This window comes from Stenotrophomonas sp. STEN008, assembly GCF_056760435.1.
The window spans coordinates 1-14823 of sequence record NZ_JBRRET010000001.1 but is presented as its reverse complement, the minus strand read 5'-3'; the positions used below and the strand labels follow the sequence as shown (position 1 = coordinate 14823).

Below are 14823 nucleotides of genomic sequence, written 5' to 3'. Positions count from 1 at the left end.
CCTGCGCTAGGCTGGATTCATCAGTGCGAAGAGCGTGTCGTAGGTGCCATCGCGTTCGGCCCAGCGTCGTGCCTGGTCCGGCTCCAGCAGCAGCTCTCCCCGCGGGTGGTCCCCGCGCTCGAGCTTCAGCAGAACCTGCTGCACGTACTCCTGCACGGGCATCGCGCGCGGGTCGGTCGCCTGCGCCTCACCCGTCAGTTCGGTCTGCACATACGGGGGCGACAGTTCCAGCACCTCCACCGGCAGATGGCGAAGCTGATGACGCAGCGATACCAGCCACGAATGCAGGAACGCCTTGCTGGCGCAGTAGGTCGGGAAGCTGGCCAGTGGCAGGAAGGCGAGCGCAGAACCGGTGGCCATCAAGGTGGCGCTGCGTTGTTGTGTCAGCAACGGCAGGAACGTGGCCACGGTGCGGAGCAGCCCCAGGATGTTGGTGTCGATGATGGCTTCGGCATCGAAGTCGTCCCAGTGTCCGCTGGCCAGGTTTTCCGGGCGGGAGATGCCCGCGTTGGCGATGAGCACGTTGAGGCCGGGGAAGCGGGCATGGACGATCTCGGCCAGGTCCGCCAGTGATGCAGGATCGCCCAGCTCCAGCGGCAGGGCGACGAGGCCCGGGCGCTGCTCGCCGATCGCCTGCAGCAGTGCCCGGTCGCGGCCGGTGATGATGACCTGGTTGCCGCGGTCGTGCAGCGCTTCGGCCAATGCACGGCCAATGCCGCGGCTGCCGCCGGTGATGAGGATGGTGTTGCCGGTGAGGTTCATGGGAATGCCTTTCCAGAGGGTCTTGGGAAAGGCCACGGCGTGATGCATCCGCTCCCGCAGGAGCGAAGGGCAGGGCAGTACCGTGGCGCCTGTCGCCCGGGTTTCCTCTGCTGAGGCCCTCCCGGCTGTGGGCGCGTTGGATGACGATAACGCCTGCGGCAGCGCCGTTGCGGGGCTGCGGGGCAGACTGTAGGCGCAGCCTGGTGAGGCGTCAACCGTGTCGGCGCATCGGGGTCCCGCCCGATGCAGGGCTACCGGCTCTGGAAGACCGCCCGCTGGGCGGCGAATGCGCGCTGGTAGGCAGGGCGTTCCGTGGCCCGCGCCAGGTAGGCGGCCAGCGTCGGATACCCGCCGATCATGCCGCTGCTTTGAAGACGCAGCAGCACCGCCACCATCATCAGGTCGCCAACGCTGAATTCGTCCTCCAGCCAAGTCCTGTCGCCCAACCATGCCGACAGCTGGGACAGCCGTGCGTGCACGCGCTCGTCCAGCATCACCTGCCGCTGCGCATACCAGGGCTGCTCGCGTTCCAGCAGCCATGCCATGGATCGCTCGACGATGGGCGGCTCGACGGTGTTCAGCGCAGCGAACATCCACATGATCGCGCGCATGCGGGCGCTGTCCCCGGCCGGCAGCAGGCCGCGATGGCGCTCGGCCAGGTGCAGCAGGATCGCGCCGGATTCGAACAGCACCCGCTCGCCTTCCTGGTAGGTGGGGATCTGCCCGAAGGGGTGGCGCGCCAGATGGGCCGGCTGCTTCATCTCGGCAAAGGACAGCAGCTGGACGTCATAGGCCACGCCCAGTTCTTCCAGTGCCCAGCGCACGCGCATGTCGCGGGCCAAGCCCTGGCCGCGATCGGGCGAGGTGGCGAAGGCAGTGAGGATCGGGGTCATCGGAGGTGCTCCGGCCGGCGGGAGGCCTGCCTTCCCTGTGTCGACGAACGGCAGGACCGGAAATCGACCGTTGCTCAGCGCTGCGCTCGCCGCGGCGAGGACAGCAGCCCGGCAACCGTCTCGATCCGTGCGGCGCCTGAACGCTCCAGCGTCTGCAGTGCCACTCTCCTGCGTGCTGGCAGCGCCGCGGTGGCATCAGCCACCACGGTTACTTCGAACTCCCGCGCGTTGGCATCCAGCGCGGTCGCCAGCACGCAGGAATCGGTCGCCATGCCGGTGAGCCACAGGTGGCGGACCCCCAGTTTGGCCAGCAGGATCGGCAGGGGCGTGGCGAGGAACGCCGAGTGCTTCGGTTTGAGCACGAAATAGTGGTGAGGGGCCGGCGCCAACTTGTCCGCGATGCGCGCGGCACTGCCACCGTCCCGCCTGCACTGCTCCACCTGCTGGCGGAAATCCCGTTGCCAGTCGGAGAAGTTGTCGTTGGCATGGATCACCGGCCAGCGGCGGGCATCGCAATGGTCACGCACCCTGCGGATGCGGGTCGCGGCCCGCTCCGCCAGGGGCGCCAGCGCGCCAGCGTCGGGAAAATCGAAGCGGCTGAACATGTCGATGACCAGCAGTGCGGTCGTGGCATTCTGGCGTGGCATGGCTCAGTCTCCGGTCTGCGCATGCGGCGCCTGCACGGGCTTGGACTGCGGGGAATCCTTCTGCCGCAGGAAGATGGTCAGCACGACCAGGGCCAGTACCGCCAGGAATTCGCTTTGCCAGTTCTGCATGGACTCGAACCAGAACGTGCTGCTGGTCAGATGCTGCAGGAAGGACGGAGGGGGCAGCCCCTGCAACTGCTGTTCCACCTGTTCTGCCTTCCAGCTGCCGACGGCGTGCAGACTGAAGCTGACCAGGAAGAGCAGTCCGAAGGCGATCGCCAGTGAATGTCCATAGAGCGTCTTCCATATACCGCCACGCAGCACCGGCCAGGGTGTCGGGCCGGGCTCGATCCGTGCGTGTTCCTGTGCAGGGTCAAGTGGGCGCGATTCCGCAGAGCCGCGCTGGCGCAGGCTGACGGTGAGCAGCACGTACATGCCCATCTGCAGGAACTCGCTTTCCCAGTTCTCGAAGGTGGCACTGATGAAGTGGCCGCTGGCCAGGTAATGCCACAGATCCAGCGGCGCGCGGCCGTGGTGGACCAGCTCCTCGTTGTGCACCTGCAGTCCTGACAGTGCCTGGCCGGCAATGAACAGCACGGTCAGAGCCAGCAGCACCAGTGACAGACCGTTCCGCTTCCACATGCAGCACCTCGCCATGCAGATCCTATGGGGGATGCGGTGAGCTTGCGTGGCCGGTCACGAAACATCCGTGAATCCGGCGCATGCGGTCCGTGAGGCGGACTCAGCGATGGCGCTTTCCGGTGGGGTCCGGATCGAGCCGTTCATAGTCATCCGGGCGCGCCTTGGGGCCATCGCCATCGTCGGGCATGTCGTGCTCCTTCCATCTGGCGTTGTCGTTGCGGCGCTTGTCGGGTGTATGTGCCTTGGCCTGGTCATCGACATCGACGGTGGGGTTGAACGGCAGCTTGTTGCTCATGGCAGTGTTCCCGTGGATGGAGGCTCCAGCCTGCGCGCGTCCGGGTTAACGCAATGGCGCAGTCGAATGAACATCCCGCACACCGTGCGGTCACTCTGCCCGCAGGGGGCGGGCTGCGATCCTGCAGGTCCGTTCCCTTGGAGAAGCACGATGCAGGCACTGACCTATCACGGCCGCAGGGATGTGCGCGTCGAGACAGTTCCCGATCCGGTGCTGGCGCAGGATGACGATCTCATCCTGCGCGTGACCGCGACAGCCATCTGTGGCTCGGACCTGCACCTGTATCGCGGCAAGATCCCGGACCTGCATGATGGCGATGTGCTCGGCCATGAATTCATGGGCATCGTGGAAGAGGTCGGCAGCGCCGTCACCCAGGTGCGCGCCGGTGACCGCGTGGTGATCCCGTTCGTGATTGCCTGCGGTGAGTGCTTCCATTGCCGCCTGGCCGAGTATGCCGCCTGCGAGACCACCAATCCCGGCAAGGGGGCGGCGCTCAACCAGAAAGGCCTGCTGCCTCCTGCAGCGCTGTTCGGCTACAGCCACCTGTACGGGGGCGTGGCCGGGGGGCAGGCTGAATTTGTCCGCGTGCCCAAGGCCAACATCGGCCCGCTGCGGATTCCGGACGGTGTGGCGGACGAGCAGGTCCTGTTCCTGTCCGACATCCTGCCCACCGGCTACCAGGCTGCACTCAACGCGGGCATCAGGCCGGGCTCGACCGTGGCCATCTTCGGAGCGGGTCCAGTCGGCCTGATGAGCGCAGCATGCTGCCGCCTGCTGGGTGCGGAAACCATCTTCATGGTCGACCATCTGTCCTACCGGCTGGACTATGCACGGGATGCCTACGGCGTCATTCCGATCGATTTCAGGGACATTCCGGATCCTGCCGATTACATCCTCAGCCAGACCAGTGGCCGGGGCGTGGATGCCTGCATCGAGGCCGTCGGATTCGAGGCCGAAGGCAGTGCACTGGAAACAGCGCTGACCACCGTCAAGCTGGAAGGCAGCAGTGGCGTGGCGATCCGGCAGTGCATCGCGGCCGCGCGAAGAGGCGGCGTGATCAGCATTCCCGGCGTCTATGCCGGTTTCATCCACGGCTTCCTGCTCGGCGATGCTTTTGACAAGGGCCTGACCTTCAAGATGGGACAGACGCATGTGCAGGGCCTGATGCCGGAACTGCTGGATGCCATCATGGAGGGCCGCCTCGACCCGGGCGACATCATCTCCCACCGCATGCGGCTGGCCGACGCCGCACAGGGCTACGCGATGTTCGATGCCAAGGACGATGACTGCCGCAAGATCGTGCTTACGCCGTGAGAGCAGCATGAGCGCCTCGGCCATGATGGTCCTGTACGTGCTGTGGCTTGCCGCAGGCACGCTGGACTTCCATTTTCATCGCCGCACCGATCTGCCCCACACCTCGGGCCTGCGCGAGAGCACGCTGCATGGGGTGCAGCTGGGGCTTGTGGGGACTGGTGTGCTGGCCTGGTTGCTGCTGGCCGATACGCGGGCGCTGGCGGTGTTGCTTGCCGTGCTGGCGGCCGCCCATGCGATCGCGGGGTATCTCGATACCGCCAGCGCGGATGGCCGGCGACGCATTAGTCCGGCCGAGCAGCATGTGCACAGCGTGCTGGATGTGGCACCGTGGCTGTTCGTGCTTTGGGTAGCCCATCACGCTGAACCGGCGTGGGCACTGCAATGGCGCCCGGCGCCGGCGCAGGACTGGGTGCTCACGCTGCTGCCGGCGATGGTGGTTGCGTTGTCATGGCTGTGGGAACTGCGGCACTGCCTGCGCGCAGACCGGTCTCTTTCGCGATGACCGCGTTGCGGCCGCCGACACGAGTATGAATGCAGCGGAGTGTGACCGGGTCACGGTACGTGTATACAGGCGCTGAACGGGAAGCACGATAGGCTCGATGTTTGTGGGAGCAGGAGCCGGATTGTGCCGAACAGAGCCATCGTCTACATCAGTGAGGCCAGCGAGGGTTTCACGGCCGGGAAGCTGGAATCCCTGATGGCCGACGCCGCGCGTTTCAATCGAGGCGCGGGTGTAACCGGTGTGCTGCTGTTTGATGGGCAGCGGTTCCTGCAGTACATGGAAGGCCCACCGGATGGACTGGAGGTGGCCTACTCACGGGTGACGGGTGCCAGCAGCCATGGTGGCATCATCGAGTTGGCCCACGGTCGAGTCGGTCAGCGCCGGTTGCCGTTCTGGCCAATGCGATGCCTGCATACAGAGTCTGACATCCTGCGGGACATCGCCCGGGCGGACTGGACCAGCTTCATCCTGCGCGCTGCCGACGGTCACGAGGATGCAACGGCGATGGAGCGGCTGCTTGCCGTGGTCGAGCCCTACGCCCGCGCGGCCTGAGCCGTCGTCGGCGGCGCGTGTTTCGCTGCTGCACGATCTGGTTCAGCGCTGGCCTCCCGCCGCCGTATCGCTGCAGAGCGTCTGACGGACAGCGCGTTGCAGGCCCTCGATGTGGAACGGCTTGGCGACGAAGGGGGCACGCCGGTGGCGCGCAGGTACCAGCTGGTCGTACACCGCAGAGACGAAGAGGTAGGGAATCTTCAGTTCGGCCAGGCGGTCGGCTACCGGAAACACCACGCCATCGCGCAGTTCCACATCCAGCACCGCGCCATCGAACCGTTGACGGTCCAGCAGGCCGAGGGCGTCAAACACGCTGTAGGCATGGGTGACGTGGTCGCCACTGTCCTCAAGTGCCTGTTCCATCAGTGCCGCCAGATCGAACTGGTCCTCCACCAGAAGCAGATTGCAGGGAGGCTGGCCGGTCGTGCGAGGCATGAGGTAGGTCTATAGAGCCGTGGGGACGACAGTGTCCGCCGCAGGCCATCAAGGCGATGCGGAGATGATGTGGTGTCGACGCGAAGCCGCGCGTGCCGTGCAGGCAGCGTGCACGGATGGGCCGGCGACGTTGACGATGCCTTGGCGATCACTGTGGATACTGCCGCCGTCCCCGCACGAGGAGTCGCCCAATGAACGCTTCCGGATCCCTGTCTGCGCCCCAGGTGCTGCGCGTGGAAAGCATGCCGCTCGCCTGCGGTGGGACGGCAGTCGTCGTCGAACTTGACGGGGTGCCCTCCCGCGCCTGGATGAAGTCGCTGAAGCGGGCACTGCTGTTGGCAGACGGTCTCGACGGCGCACAGGCCAAGTTCGATGGCCGCTTCGTCTACGTGGTGGGCGTGGAGGTCACGCAGCGTCGAGCCGAGCATCGGGTCATGCAGGTGCTGTCCGCTGCGGAGGGCCGGCCGGCCGCTGCCGCGCGCACGTACACGATGCCGCCTGCGGCTCCCTCATCCGTGCTGCAGGCCTGAGCGCGCATCGGCGGCAATGGACAGCACGACGCAAGGGTGTTAGCGCGGCATCGGCGTCATGTTGACGCGCCATTGGAAACCGCTCACGCATGACCACGTGCAGCTGATCGACACGCCTTCAGCATGATCCGCGGTGGCATGTTGCCCCGCACCGGAGTGTCGTGATGTCCGAGAAGACTACGGCTCGCAGCGAGCGCCTGCTGAAGTGGTTGCAGGACGCCTACGCAATGGAGCAGGAAGCCGAGACCATGATGAAGGCCATGGCCTCGCGTATCGAGAACTATCCCGCGCTGGCTGCGCGTATCGCCCAGCACGTTCAGGAGACCCAGCAGCAGGCTGCATCGCTGCGCCAGTGCATTGAATCACTGGGTGGCAGCGTGCCCACGGCCAAGGGCGTGTTCGCCAGCCTGACGGCCGCCATCCACGCGGCCGGAAACAGCCTGATGGAGGATGAGGTCGTGAAGGGTCTGGGTCTGTCCTTTGGTTTCGAGAATACCGAGATCGCCACGTACCGCGCCCTGATCATCGCCGCCGAGCGTGCCGGCGCTGCCGACATCGCTGCCGTGTGCGGGCAGATCCTGCAGGAGGAGGTTGCCATGGCGCGCTGGCTGGAAGATCACCAGGACGGCCTGGTCGGTGCCTTCCTCAACCGTGATGAAACCCCCGGTGCTGAAGCCAAGCGCTAGGACAGGGCGTGCCCGCTACTGGAGATTGCCATGTTTTTCCATCACAAAAAATTGATGTACACCGTACGCGTGCGTGCGTCGAACCCGCAGCTGGCCACGCTGATGCTGGAGCAGTTCGGCGGGCCGCAGGGCGAACTGGCGGCGGCCATGCGCTACTTCACCCAGGGGCTGGCGGAGTGTGATCCCGGGCGCAAGGATCTGCTGATGGACATTGCCACGGAAGAGATCAGCCACCTGGAAATCATCGGCACCATCATCGCGCTGTTGAACCGCGGGCCCAAGGCGATACAGTCCGAGGCGTTGGCAGAGGCCGAGGACATGCGGCTGCTGGGGCAGAACAGCACCAGCCACACAGAGCAGATCCTCTACGGTGCCGGTCCTGCGCTGGTGAACTCCAGCGGGGTGCCGTGGACTGCCGCCTACATCGATACGATCGGTGACCCCAGTGCCGACCTGCGCTCCAACATTGCCGCCGAGGCCCGCGCCAAACTGGTCTATGAGCGCCTGATCAACGTCACCGACGATCCCGGCATCAAGGACGCACTGCGCTTCCTGATGACCCGCGAGGTGGCACATATGAAGTCATTCGAGAAGGCGCTGCACAGCATCCAGCCCAACTTCCCGCCCGGCAAGCTGCCCGGTGACCCGGCCTACACGGATCTGTACGTGGACCTGTCGCAGGGCGAAGGATCGGAGGGATTGCAGGGGAGCTGGAACAGCGGCGAGCTCTGGGAGCGCGTTGACGACCGCGATGCGCAGATGGCCCTGGATGGCGGCGACGGCAGCGCCTCGGTGGAACTGGACACACGTGAACAGGCTGCCGTGCAGGCGATGACGGTGCGCACGATGTCTGATCCAGAGGCGAGGCCGGCGACCGGTGCCGAGCTGGGTGCCGGTCCCGGCTCGGGTGCGCTGGATCTTCCGGCGCGCGAGCCATGATGCAGCGATGGGCGCGGCACCCTGTAACGGATACATGGCCGACAGAACGTACACAGCGAGGCCGCCGCCGCTTCACCCCCTGATCGCCATAAACGGTTCTCCGGAGGGAGACGAGTGACCATGAACGACCCGCGCCCACGCACCAGCCTGTGGCTGGAGATGATGCAGAGCCATCCCTGTCCGCCGGCACAGGGCGACCTGCGCACGCAGGTGCTGGTGGTGGGCGCGGGGATGACGGGCCTGCTGACTGCAGCCCGGCTTGCCGATTGCGGGTTGGACGTCGTGGTGGTGGACGCGGGACGCATTGCTTCGCGTAATACGGGTCTGTCGACGGGCAATCTGTATGCACCGGTTTCGAACATGGCGGATCTGGTCGCGCGCTGGGGAGGCGATGTCGTGTCCCGCGTGGTGCGGTGGCGCGCCCAGGCGATCCGTGCGATCAAACTGCTGGTCAGACGATACGACCTGCGTTGCGGTTTCGACCGGGTCCCGATGCAGTACGGAGTCCAGGGCCGGGACCGGCAGGCGACACTGCAGTTCGAGAGGGAGCTGCAGGCGTACACCTGCGCCGGCCTGCCGTGCCGGCATCGGCAGCACGGACTTCCGTTCACGCTGGGCCACGCCTTCACGCTCGAGGGGCAGGCGCAGTTCGACCCGGCTGCGTTCTGCACTGAACTTGCCATGCGATTGTCAGGCCGCGTCCGGATCCATGAGCACACCGCGTTGACCGCGCTCGATCCCGAGGCGGGTATCGCCAGCACACGGCATGGCTCGATCCGCGCCGACCATTTCGTACTCGCTACCCACTCACCTGCGGGCTTCAATCTCGTACAGGCAGAGATGGAGTGCTATCGCGAATACGCGGTGGCCGCGCCCGTCTCCGGGCCGCCCGCCGCCGGTATTCACTGGATTGCGGACCGGCACCGCTCCCTGCGGCGTGCGACCGGGCCGGACGGCGCGCCCTGGCTGGTGATGGTGGGTGAATCGCACCGCGTCGGAGAGACCCCCGCCACAGATCCCTGCGCAGCCCTCGAGGCGGATCTGCAGCACCATTTCGCTGTGTCAGGCCCATCCGTGAGCTGGTCGGCGCAGCAGTTCCGGCCGGCAGACCGGCTGCCCTTCATCGGCAACAGTGCCCATGACAACGTCTGGATAGCCTCCGGTTACGGTGCTGACGGCCTGACCTGGGCAGGTGTGGCGGCGCATGCCATCTGCGAGGGCATCCAGGGTGTGCAGACCGATGCGGCGCGATTGTTCAGTCCCATGCGGTTCACACCGCTGCGTTCGATTGCCGGATGGGCCCGCTGCAACGCGACCGTCGCCAAGCATCTGATCGCGGACCGGATGCGGGCGACACACATGCGCACGGCGAACATCGCGCCAGGTGAGGGCGTGGTCGTCCAGGTGGGCGGCGATCATCTGGCCGTGCATCGCGACGACGCGGGCGATGTGCATGTGATGTCAGCGGTATGCCCGCATCTGAAGTGCCTGGTGCAGTGGAATGGGCTGGAGCGCAGCTGGGACTGCCCTTGTCACGGAAGCCGCTTCAGCGCGACCGGCGCATTGCTGGAAGGTCCGGCCCGGACGGGACTGGAGCCGCGCCGCTGATGTGAAGATGGGCGGGAACGTTGCCCGCCCATCCGCTGTTGCATCCGGTCACGACCGATCAGCGCTGCTGGCCGCCACGGTTATTGCCGCCGCGTTGCTGCTGTTGCTGTTGCTGACCGTCGCCCCGGTTTCCGCCGCCGCGGCTCGCCTGCCCGCCCTCGCGACCGATGTCGGCCATGTGCTGACGATCCTGGCTTACGGATTCGCCGCCCTTGCGGCCGGCTTCACGGGCTTCCTCCGGGCTGAATTCGTGTGCGTTGCCCGACTCATGCGCAGCGCGTCCGCCCTTGGCAGCGATGTCGCGCTGCTTGTCCTCGTCCATCGAAGCGAAGCCTCGGTTGCTGTTGCCCTGGTTCTGATTCTGGTTGGCCATGGAATGTCTCCAGTGTTGAGCCGTCGTATTGACGGCACCGACCATCATCCACATCCGCCGCTAGCCGGCGGTGCTTCATGCGGCAACACGATGTCGTCCGCGCTTGCCGTATTCCTCATGCCATCACCACGAGCGCACAGCCGGCCCCGCACTTGAACGCGGCTTGCACGCCGGAATCACCGCACCTTCGGTAGCAAGGACTAAGGTAGAGACCCCTGCAATCACCGGTGCCCCCATGCCTCTGCGTGCCATTGCCTATGCGAGCGAAGCCGTTGCCTCATTGAGCGCGGAACGGCTGCGCGGTCTCGTCAACGACGCGGTGGCATTCAATGAAGCAGCGGACATCACCGGCGTGCTTCTGTTCGATGGTCATCGCTTCCTTCAGTATCTGGAGGGGCCACAGCAGGGCGTGGACGCCGCGTGGCGGCGCATCCTCGACAGCAGCAGCCATCACAGTGTGGTCGAGCTCAACCGTGGTCGTATCGGTCGCCGCCAGTTCTCGCACTGGCGGATGGGTTGGCTGCAGGTGGAGCACACGGCACTCGGCAGGGTGGCCCTGTCCGACTGGACCGGGTTCGTGCGCAGCACGGCCAGCGGAATTCCGACCAGCGCGCTGGACAGGCTGCAGCTGTTGACGGCGCCTCTCCTGCGAGCCGATCAGGGCGGACCGATGATGCAGGCTGCGCCTGCTGGTGGGAGCGGGTCATGAGCGCTGGGGTGGAACCGCACCCTGCCGGAACGCGGATACGCATCGGTTGCGCAGGATGGTCCCTGTCGGCGGCGGATCGCTCCAGTTTCGGTGGAGGTGACAGTCTGCTGCAGCGCTACGCCACGCGCCTTTCTCTGGTCGAGATCAACTCCTCGTTCTATCGCCCGCACCTGCCCCAGACCTATCGGCGCTGGGCCGCTTCCGTTCCGGACGATTTCCGCTTCACGGTGAAGATGCCGCGTTCCATCTCGCACGAGCAGCGGCTGCGCGGTGCCGGCCCGCTGCTCGACCCGTTCCTGGCTGCGGTGGAAGAACTCGGCAGCCGGTTGGGTGCGCTGCTGTTGCAGTTGCCTCCCAGCCTGGCGTACGAGCCGCAGCACGTCGAACCGTTTCTGCACGATCTGCGTCGGCGCACGCGCAGGCAGGTGGCGTGCGAGCCTCGACATCCGTCCTGGTTCAGTGCCGAGGTGGATGCGCTGCTGGCGGTCCATGACATCGCGCGCGTGGCGGCGGACCCGGCGCGGGTCGCGCAGGCGGGCGAGCCGGGCGGGGCCCGCGGCTGGAGCTATTGGCGATGGCACGGCCAGCCGGATATCTATCGCAGCGCTTATGACGAGACCACACTGGCACGGCTGGCCGGGCTGCTCAGGGACCGCGCGCGTGCCGGCCATTGCGCCTGGATGATCCTGGACAACACGGCGCAGGGCCATGCGGTCAGCAATGCACTGCGATTGCAGGCACTGCTCGGAGAACACGGCCATGCCTGAAGGCCCTTCCATCGTGCTGCTGCGCGAGGCCGCCGAGATGTTCACCGGCCAGATACTGCGACATGTCGGGGGCAACAGCCGGATTGACCTGTCCATGCTTGCAGGGCAGCGCGTGCGATCCGTGCGTAGTTGGGGGAAGCACTTCCTGCTGGAGTTCGGCACGCATACCTTGCGGATCCATCTGATGCTGTTCGGCAGCTGGCGCATCGATGAGCGCAAGCCTTCGCCTCCGCGCGTATCGCTGAGGTTCGATGCCGGCGAACTGAACCTCTATGCCTGTTCGGTCAAACTCATCGACGGCCCGTTGGAAGAAGCCTACGACTGGCGCACCGATGTGATGAGCGATGCGTGGGACCCCCGGCTCGCGCGCCGCCGCCTGAAAGCGATGGCTGACGTCCTGGTGTGCGACGCACTGCTGGACCAGAACGTTTTTGCCGGCGTTGGCAACATCATCAAGAACGAAGTGCTGTTCCGGATCGGCGTACACCCGGCCACGCGTGTGGGTGACCTGCCGCCGCGCAGGCTGGGTTCACTGATCCGCGAAGCCAGGACCTACAGCTACGAGTTCCTGGAATGGAAGCGTCGCCACGAGCTCAAGAAGCACTGGCAGGTGCATGCCAAACGCAGCTGTCCGCGATGTGGCGGCCCCGTCAGCAAGCAGTATCTGGGCAGAACCCGGCGACGCAGCTTTTTCTGTCCCCGCGATCAGGTCCTGTTCGGCGATCCCGGGCCGGCCGGTATCCGCCAGCGGTGATCAACAGGGGGGAGGGAGGGGGGGCTGCCTCTGGCGATGCCGCGCCAACACCTGCCCAAGCAGAGCCGTCGCCAACAGAAGCAGATTGGTCACCACGAAGACGCTGCTGCCCAGCATCAGGCTGTAGAGGGTGAACAGCGCCGAGGCCACCATCTGGCCTGCGAACAACCATCGTGACAGTGTCTCGGGATGTGGCGAACGCCACTGCTTGACCATCTGCCTGAGCAAGGTGGCGACCAGCACAAGGGTCGCCATCCAGCCGATGATATCCGGATGCATCGGGATCTCCTGTTGCCGCCGCCGTCCCTGGCGGCGTATCGCAGTGGAACTCAGGCGGCCTGTGCTGCCTTGGCGTTGCCGCCCCCCTTGGCCAGCAGGGTCAACTTCTCGTCGGTCGACTTTTCTTCGGCCAGTGTTTCCAGCAGCAGGGGGAGCGCGTCCTTGTAGCCCAGCTGCTTGGCCAGCGCGGCGATGGTGCCGTACGACGCGATCTCGTAGTGCTCGACTTTCTGGGCGCCACCGATCAGTGCGGCATCACGCACCGGTCCCTTGTCGATGCTGTCGATGACTTCCTTGCCTTCCTCCACCAGCCCTTCCATCGCTGCACACTTGATGCGCTTGAGACGGATGCCCAGCGTCTCGACCACCTGGTCGATCCGCTCGATCTGGCCCTGGGTTTCCTCCAGATGGGTTTCGAAGGCGGCGGCGAGATCCGGATTCTCGGCCGCACGGGCAAGGCGGGGCAGGGCTTTGGTCAGCTGCTTCTCGGCGCTGTAGATGTCCGAAAGTTCGTGGATGAACAGGTCTTCGGCAGTCTTGATGGCCATGTGCGGCTCCAGTCGGGAAGGAATGATGACCCTAGCGGGCCCGGCGTTGATGCCCGGCGTACATGCGGTGAGCGCGATATCGCTGTCCACCGGCATGGTCCATGCAGGGCCCTCACATGTGCACGCGCGATGCACATGGCGTGCACGTGCCGACGCTGGCGTATGCATCAGGCTGCCAGCGTCCGCATCGACAGGAGAAAACACGATGAACACGCCAGGAAAACCGACGCCGAGCTGGCGACAAGGGAAGGTGCTGCTGGGAGTGCTGGCCGCCGTGCTGTTGATTACCGGGATCATCCTTTTCGTGCCCTGGTAGCGGCGGTCAGGCCGCGTTGAGCGACGTGATGCATGCATCAAACGACGCTCACCCCGGGGCCACATTCCTTTGTCCAAGGTAGTGATGCAGGCAACGCACACCGTTGTCCGTTCCCAACGAATCTGAACTTCAGGAGCAGAACATGAGCACCCAGTCCACCATCGAACATCGTCTCAACGACCTGATCGAGATCGCACGCGACGGCAAGTCGTTCTACGAAGAGGCGGCCACGAAGGTGAAGGACGCCGAGCTGGCGGCACTGTTCACCCGCATTGCCGGCGTCAAGGGCCGCATCGTGTCGGCACTCAGTGGCGCGGTTGCGGCCACCGGTGGCAAGCCCGCCGAACACGGCACCCTGGTCGGCTCGATGCAGCAGTTCTACGGCAAGGTGCGCGCAGCGTTCGGCGACACCAACTATGGCTACGTGGCCGAGCTGGAAGAATCGGAAGACCGCCTGCTGGCAGCTTTCAAGGACGCGCTGAAGGATGAGGGCCTGCCGCCGGCGGTACGCCAGGAAGTGACCCAGCTGCTGCCGGAAGTGCAGGAATGCCACAACGTGATGCGTGCGCGGAAGCACGCGATGAAGGCAGCCTGATCGAGCGGGCTGCATTCTCCGGAGAAAAAAGGGGCGGCCCCAGGCCGCCCCAATGCTCTTCAGCAGGTAAGTTGAACGTGGATCAGAAGCGCACGGACCAGCGCGCCGTGGCGCCATGGTCACGGCTCTCGCTGCCGAACTGGCCGCTGTAGCCCAGCTCCAGCGACTGCCGCGGGGGCAGCCACGCGGACAGCCCCAGCTCGGCCACGACAGCGCTGTCGGCGATCGGCGCTCCGCTGACGGCGAATGCGCCGCCACCGTTGGCGAAGGCGAGGTTGGCCACCTGGCTGCGGTCGCCGGAGGCCCGGCGATAACCCACCGCGCCACGCAGGTGCAGCCAGCTGTCCTGCTGGAAGGACGCCTTCAGACCCTTGTCGAAGCGCAGCCCAGCGGTCGCCACGGTAGTACGGGTGTCTTCCACTTCGCCCTGCAGTGCGGCGGCGCCGCCCCGCTCGTTGATGCGCTTCAGGTCCACTTCGACGCGGGCAACCTGCAGGTAGGGCTCCAGGCCGCCTTCATCAGAGCCGAAACGGTAGCCGGCTTCGAGGAAAGCCTGGCGGGTACGCGCGTCATAACGGCCGGTGAGCGTGTCGCTGAATCCTGCGAACGCCAGCTCGCGGGTGCTCTCTGCCTCGTGCTTGCTCCAGGCCACGCCACCGCGCAGACCGAAGCCGCCC

At 65.8% G+C, this 14823-nt stretch carries 21 protein-coding genes; 11 read left to right on the top strand and 10 right to left on the bottom strand.

Features of this window, described 5'->3' with window-relative positions; all coding sequences use genetic code 11:
- Positions 1-6: 6 nt before the first annotated feature.
- The 5 genes from ACVOME_RS00105 to ACVOME_RS00085 form a co-directional block, all read right to left on the bottom strand.
- Positions 7-762, bottom strand: a complete 756-nt coding sequence (locus ACVOME_RS00105; protein ID WP_322522602.1) for an SDR family oxidoreductase — start codon at positions 760-762, stop codon at positions 7-9.
- Between the two features lie 251 nt (positions 763-1013).
- Positions 1014-1655, bottom strand: coding sequence for a glutathione S-transferase family protein (locus ACVOME_RS00100; RefSeq protein WP_065181604.1), 642 nt, complete (start codon positions 1653-1655; stop codon positions 1014-1016).
- Positions 1656-1729: 74 nt separating this feature from the next.
- Positions 1730-2302 (bottom strand): cysteine hydrolase family protein, encoded by a 573-nt coding sequence (locus ACVOME_RS00095; protein ID WP_481504574.1) that lies wholly within the window; start codon positions 2300-2302, stop codon positions 1730-1732.
- Between the two features lie 3 nt (positions 2303-2305).
- Positions 2306-2944 carry a DUF6766 family protein gene (locus ACVOME_RS00090; protein WP_053517150.1) on the bottom strand — a complete coding sequence of 213 codons (639 nt, stop codon included), beginning with the start codon at positions 2942-2944 and terminating at the stop codon, positions 2306-2308.
- 100 nt (positions 2945-3044) lie between these two features.
- The gene (locus tag ACVOME_RS00085; protein WP_053517152.1) at positions 3045-3239 is read right to left on the bottom strand and encodes a hypothetical protein; all 195 of its coding nucleotides are present in this window, start codon (positions 3237-3239) and stop codon (positions 3045-3047) included.
- Positions 3240-3389: 150 nt separating this feature from the next.
- On the opposite strand from ACVOME_RS00085, the gene ACVOME_RS00080 reads away from it, so the two are divergent.
- The 3 genes from ACVOME_RS00080 to ACVOME_RS00070 all read left to right on the top strand — a co-directional run bounded on the left by ACVOME_RS00080 (position 3390) and on the right by ACVOME_RS00070 (position 5607).
- On the top strand, positions 3390-4553 hold the full coding sequence (locus tag ACVOME_RS00080) for a zinc-dependent alcohol dehydrogenase (RefSeq protein WP_065174470.1): 1164 nt from the start codon (positions 3390-3392) through the stop codon (positions 4551-4553).
- Positions 4554-4560: 7 nt separating this feature from the next.
- Positions 4561-5055 carry a hypothetical protein gene (locus ACVOME_RS00075; RefSeq protein WP_065181605.1) on the top strand — a complete coding sequence of 165 codons (495 nt, stop codon included), beginning with the start codon at positions 4561-4563 and terminating at the stop codon, positions 5053-5055.
- A gap of 123 nt (positions 5056-5178) precedes the next feature.
- Positions 5179-5607, top strand: a complete 429-nt coding sequence (locus ACVOME_RS00070) for a BLUF domain-containing protein (RefSeq protein WP_053517158.1) — start codon at positions 5179-5181, stop codon at positions 5605-5607.
- A gap of 42 nt (positions 5608-5649) precedes the next feature.
- On the opposite strand, the gene ACVOME_RS00065 is transcribed toward ACVOME_RS00070, so the two are convergent.
- Complete coding sequence (locus ACVOME_RS00065; RefSeq protein ID WP_053517160.1) at positions 5650-6042, bottom strand: response regulator; 393 nt, start codon at positions 6040-6042, stop codon at positions 5650-5652.
- A 191-nt stretch (positions 6043-6233) separates the two neighbouring features.
- Between ACVOME_RS00065 and ACVOME_RS00060 the strand changes: the two genes are divergently transcribed.
- From ACVOME_RS00060 to ACVOME_RS00045, 4 genes are all read left to right on the top strand, one after another.
- Positions 6234-6572 carry a hypothetical protein gene (locus ACVOME_RS00060; RefSeq protein WP_229765803.1) on the top strand — a complete coding sequence of 113 codons (339 nt, stop codon included), beginning with the start codon at positions 6234-6236 and terminating at the stop codon, positions 6570-6572.
- Between the two features lie 164 nt (positions 6573-6736).
- A complete protein-coding gene (locus ACVOME_RS00055; protein ID WP_053517162.1) occupies positions 6737-7258 on the top strand; it encodes a ferritin-like domain-containing protein in 522 nt (173 codons plus the stop codon).
- A gap of 30 nt (positions 7259-7288) precedes the next feature.
- The gene (locus tag ACVOME_RS00050) at positions 7289-8197 is read left to right on the top strand and encodes a manganese catalase family protein (protein ID WP_053517164.1); all 909 of its coding nucleotides are present in this window, start codon (positions 7289-7291) and stop codon (positions 8195-8197) included.
- A gap of 120 nt (positions 8198-8317) precedes the next feature.
- Positions 8318-9805 (top strand): FAD-dependent oxidoreductase, encoded by a 1488-nt coding sequence (locus tag ACVOME_RS00045; protein WP_481504573.1) that lies wholly within the window; start codon positions 8318-8320, stop codon positions 9803-9805.
- A 58-nt stretch (positions 9806-9863) separates the two neighbouring features.
- On the opposite strand, the gene ACVOME_RS00040 is transcribed toward ACVOME_RS00045, so the two are convergent.
- Positions 9864-10178 (bottom strand): KGG domain-containing protein, encoded by a 315-nt coding sequence (locus ACVOME_RS00040; RefSeq protein ID WP_053517166.1) that lies wholly within the window; start codon positions 10176-10178, stop codon positions 9864-9866.
- A gap of 235 nt (positions 10179-10413) precedes the next feature.
- On the opposite strand from ACVOME_RS00040, the gene ACVOME_RS00035 reads away from it, so the two are divergent.
- The 3 genes from ACVOME_RS00035 to ACVOME_RS00025 are packed head-to-tail and all read left to right on the top strand — an operon-like array spanning position 10414 to position 12408.
- Complete coding sequence (locus ACVOME_RS00035) at positions 10414-10887, top strand: BLUF domain-containing protein (protein WP_053517167.1); 474 nt, start codon at positions 10414-10416, stop codon at positions 10885-10887.
- Positions 10884-11654 carry a DUF72 domain-containing protein gene (locus ACVOME_RS00030; protein WP_065181609.1) on the top strand — a complete coding sequence of 257 codons (771 nt, stop codon included), beginning with the start codon at positions 10884-10886 and terminating at the stop codon, positions 11652-11654. Before ACVOME_RS00035 ends, ACVOME_RS00030 begins: the two co-directional genes overlap by 4 nt.
- Positions 11647-12408, top strand: coding sequence for a DNA-formamidopyrimidine glycosylase family protein (locus ACVOME_RS00025; protein WP_053517171.1), 762 nt, complete (start codon positions 11647-11649; stop codon positions 12406-12408). Before ACVOME_RS00030 ends, ACVOME_RS00025 begins: the two co-directional genes overlap by 8 nt.
- Here the strand turns inward: ACVOME_RS00025 and ACVOME_RS00020 are convergent, their stop codons facing one another.
- Entirely contained in the window at positions 12409-12687 is a 279-nt protein-coding gene (locus tag ACVOME_RS00020; protein WP_481504572.1) for a hypothetical protein, read from the bottom strand.
- Positions 12688-12737: 50 nt separating this feature from the next.
- Positions 12738-13235 (bottom strand): YciE/YciF ferroxidase family protein, encoded by a 498-nt coding sequence (locus tag ACVOME_RS00015; protein ID WP_065181611.1) that lies wholly within the window; start codon positions 13233-13235, stop codon positions 12738-12740.
- Positions 13236-13693: 458 nt separating this feature from the next.
- On the opposite strand from ACVOME_RS00015, the gene ACVOME_RS00010 reads away from it, so the two are divergent.
- Positions 13694-14146 carry a PA2169 family four-helix-bundle protein gene (locus ACVOME_RS00010; protein ID WP_053517176.1) on the top strand — a complete coding sequence of 151 codons (453 nt, stop codon included), beginning with the start codon at positions 13694-13696 and terminating at the stop codon, positions 14144-14146.
- A gap of 82 nt (positions 14147-14228) precedes the next feature.
- On the opposite strand, the gene ACVOME_RS00005 is transcribed toward ACVOME_RS00010, so the two are convergent.
- On the bottom strand, positions 14229-14823 hold a 595-nt coding region (locus ACVOME_RS00005), incomplete at its 5' end, for an autotransporter outer membrane beta-barrel domain-containing protein (RefSeq protein WP_481504571.1).

Bases quoted from the DNA above. Each gene is read 5' to 3' on its own strand.
- ACVOME_RS00105 (WP_322522602.1), bottom strand. From the start codon at position 762: ATGAACCTCACCGGCAACACCATCCTCATCACCGGCGGCAGCCGCGGC.
- ACVOME_RS00100 (WP_065181604.1), bottom strand. From the start codon at position 1,655: ATGACCCCGATCCTCACTGCCTTCGCCACCTCGCCCGATCGCGGCCAG.
- ACVOME_RS00095 (WP_481504574.1), bottom strand. From the start codon at position 2,302: ATGCCACGCCAGAATGCCACGACCGCACTGCTGGTCATCGACATGTTC.
- ACVOME_RS00090 (WP_053517150.1), bottom strand. From the start codon at position 2,944: ATGTGGAAGCGGAACGGTCTGTCACTGGTGCTGCTGGCTCTGACCGTG.
- ACVOME_RS00085 (WP_053517152.1), bottom strand. From the start codon at position 3,239: ATGAGCAACAAGCTGCCGTTCAACCCCACCGTCGATGTCGATGACCAG.
- ACVOME_RS00080 (WP_065174470.1), top strand. From the start codon at position 3,390: ATGCAGGCACTGACCTATCACGGCCGCAGGGATGTGCGCGTCGAGACA.
- ACVOME_RS00075 (WP_065181605.1), top strand. From the start codon at position 4,561: ATGAGCGCCTCGGCCATGATGGTCCTGTACGTGCTGTGGCTTGCCGCA.
- ACVOME_RS00065 (WP_053517160.1), bottom strand. From the start codon at position 6,042: ATGCCTCGCACGACCGGCCAGCCTCCCTGCAATCTGCTTCTGGTGGAG.
- ACVOME_RS00060 (WP_229765803.1), top strand. From the start codon at position 6,234: ATGAACGCTTCCGGATCCCTGTCTGCGCCCCAGGTGCTGCGCGTGGAA.
- ACVOME_RS00055 (WP_053517162.1), top strand. From the start codon at position 6,737: ATGTCCGAGAAGACTACGGCTCGCAGCGAGCGCCTGCTGAAGTGGTTG.
- ACVOME_RS00050 (WP_053517164.1), top strand. From the start codon at position 7,289: ATGTTTTTCCATCACAAAAAATTGATGTACACCGTACGCGTGCGTGCG.
- ACVOME_RS00045 (WP_481504573.1), top strand. From the start codon at position 8,318: ATGAACGACCCGCGCCCACGCACCAGCCTGTGGCTGGAGATGATGCAG.
- ACVOME_RS00040 (WP_053517166.1), bottom strand. From the start codon at position 10,178: ATGGCCAACCAGAATCAGAACCAGGGCAACAGCAACCGAGGCTTCGCT.
- ACVOME_RS00035 (WP_053517167.1), top strand. From the start codon at position 10,414: ATGCCTCTGCGTGCCATTGCCTATGCGAGCGAAGCCGTTGCCTCATTG.
- ACVOME_RS00030 (WP_065181609.1), top strand. From the start codon at position 10,884: ATGAGCGCTGGGGTGGAACCGCACCCTGCCGGAACGCGGATACGCATC.
- ACVOME_RS00025 (WP_053517171.1), top strand. From the start codon at position 11,647: ATGCCTGAAGGCCCTTCCATCGTGCTGCTGCGCGAGGCCGCCGAGATG.
- ACVOME_RS00020 (WP_481504572.1), bottom strand. From the start codon at position 12,687: ATGCATCCGGATATCATCGGCTGGATGGCGACCCTTGTGCTGGTCGCC.
- ACVOME_RS00015 (WP_065181611.1), bottom strand. From the start codon at position 13,235: ATGGCCATCAAGACTGCCGAAGACCTGTTCATCCACGAACTTTCGGAC.
- ACVOME_RS00010 (WP_053517176.1), top strand. From the start codon at position 13,694: ATGAGCACCCAGTCCACCATCGAACATCGTCTCAACGACCTGATCGAG.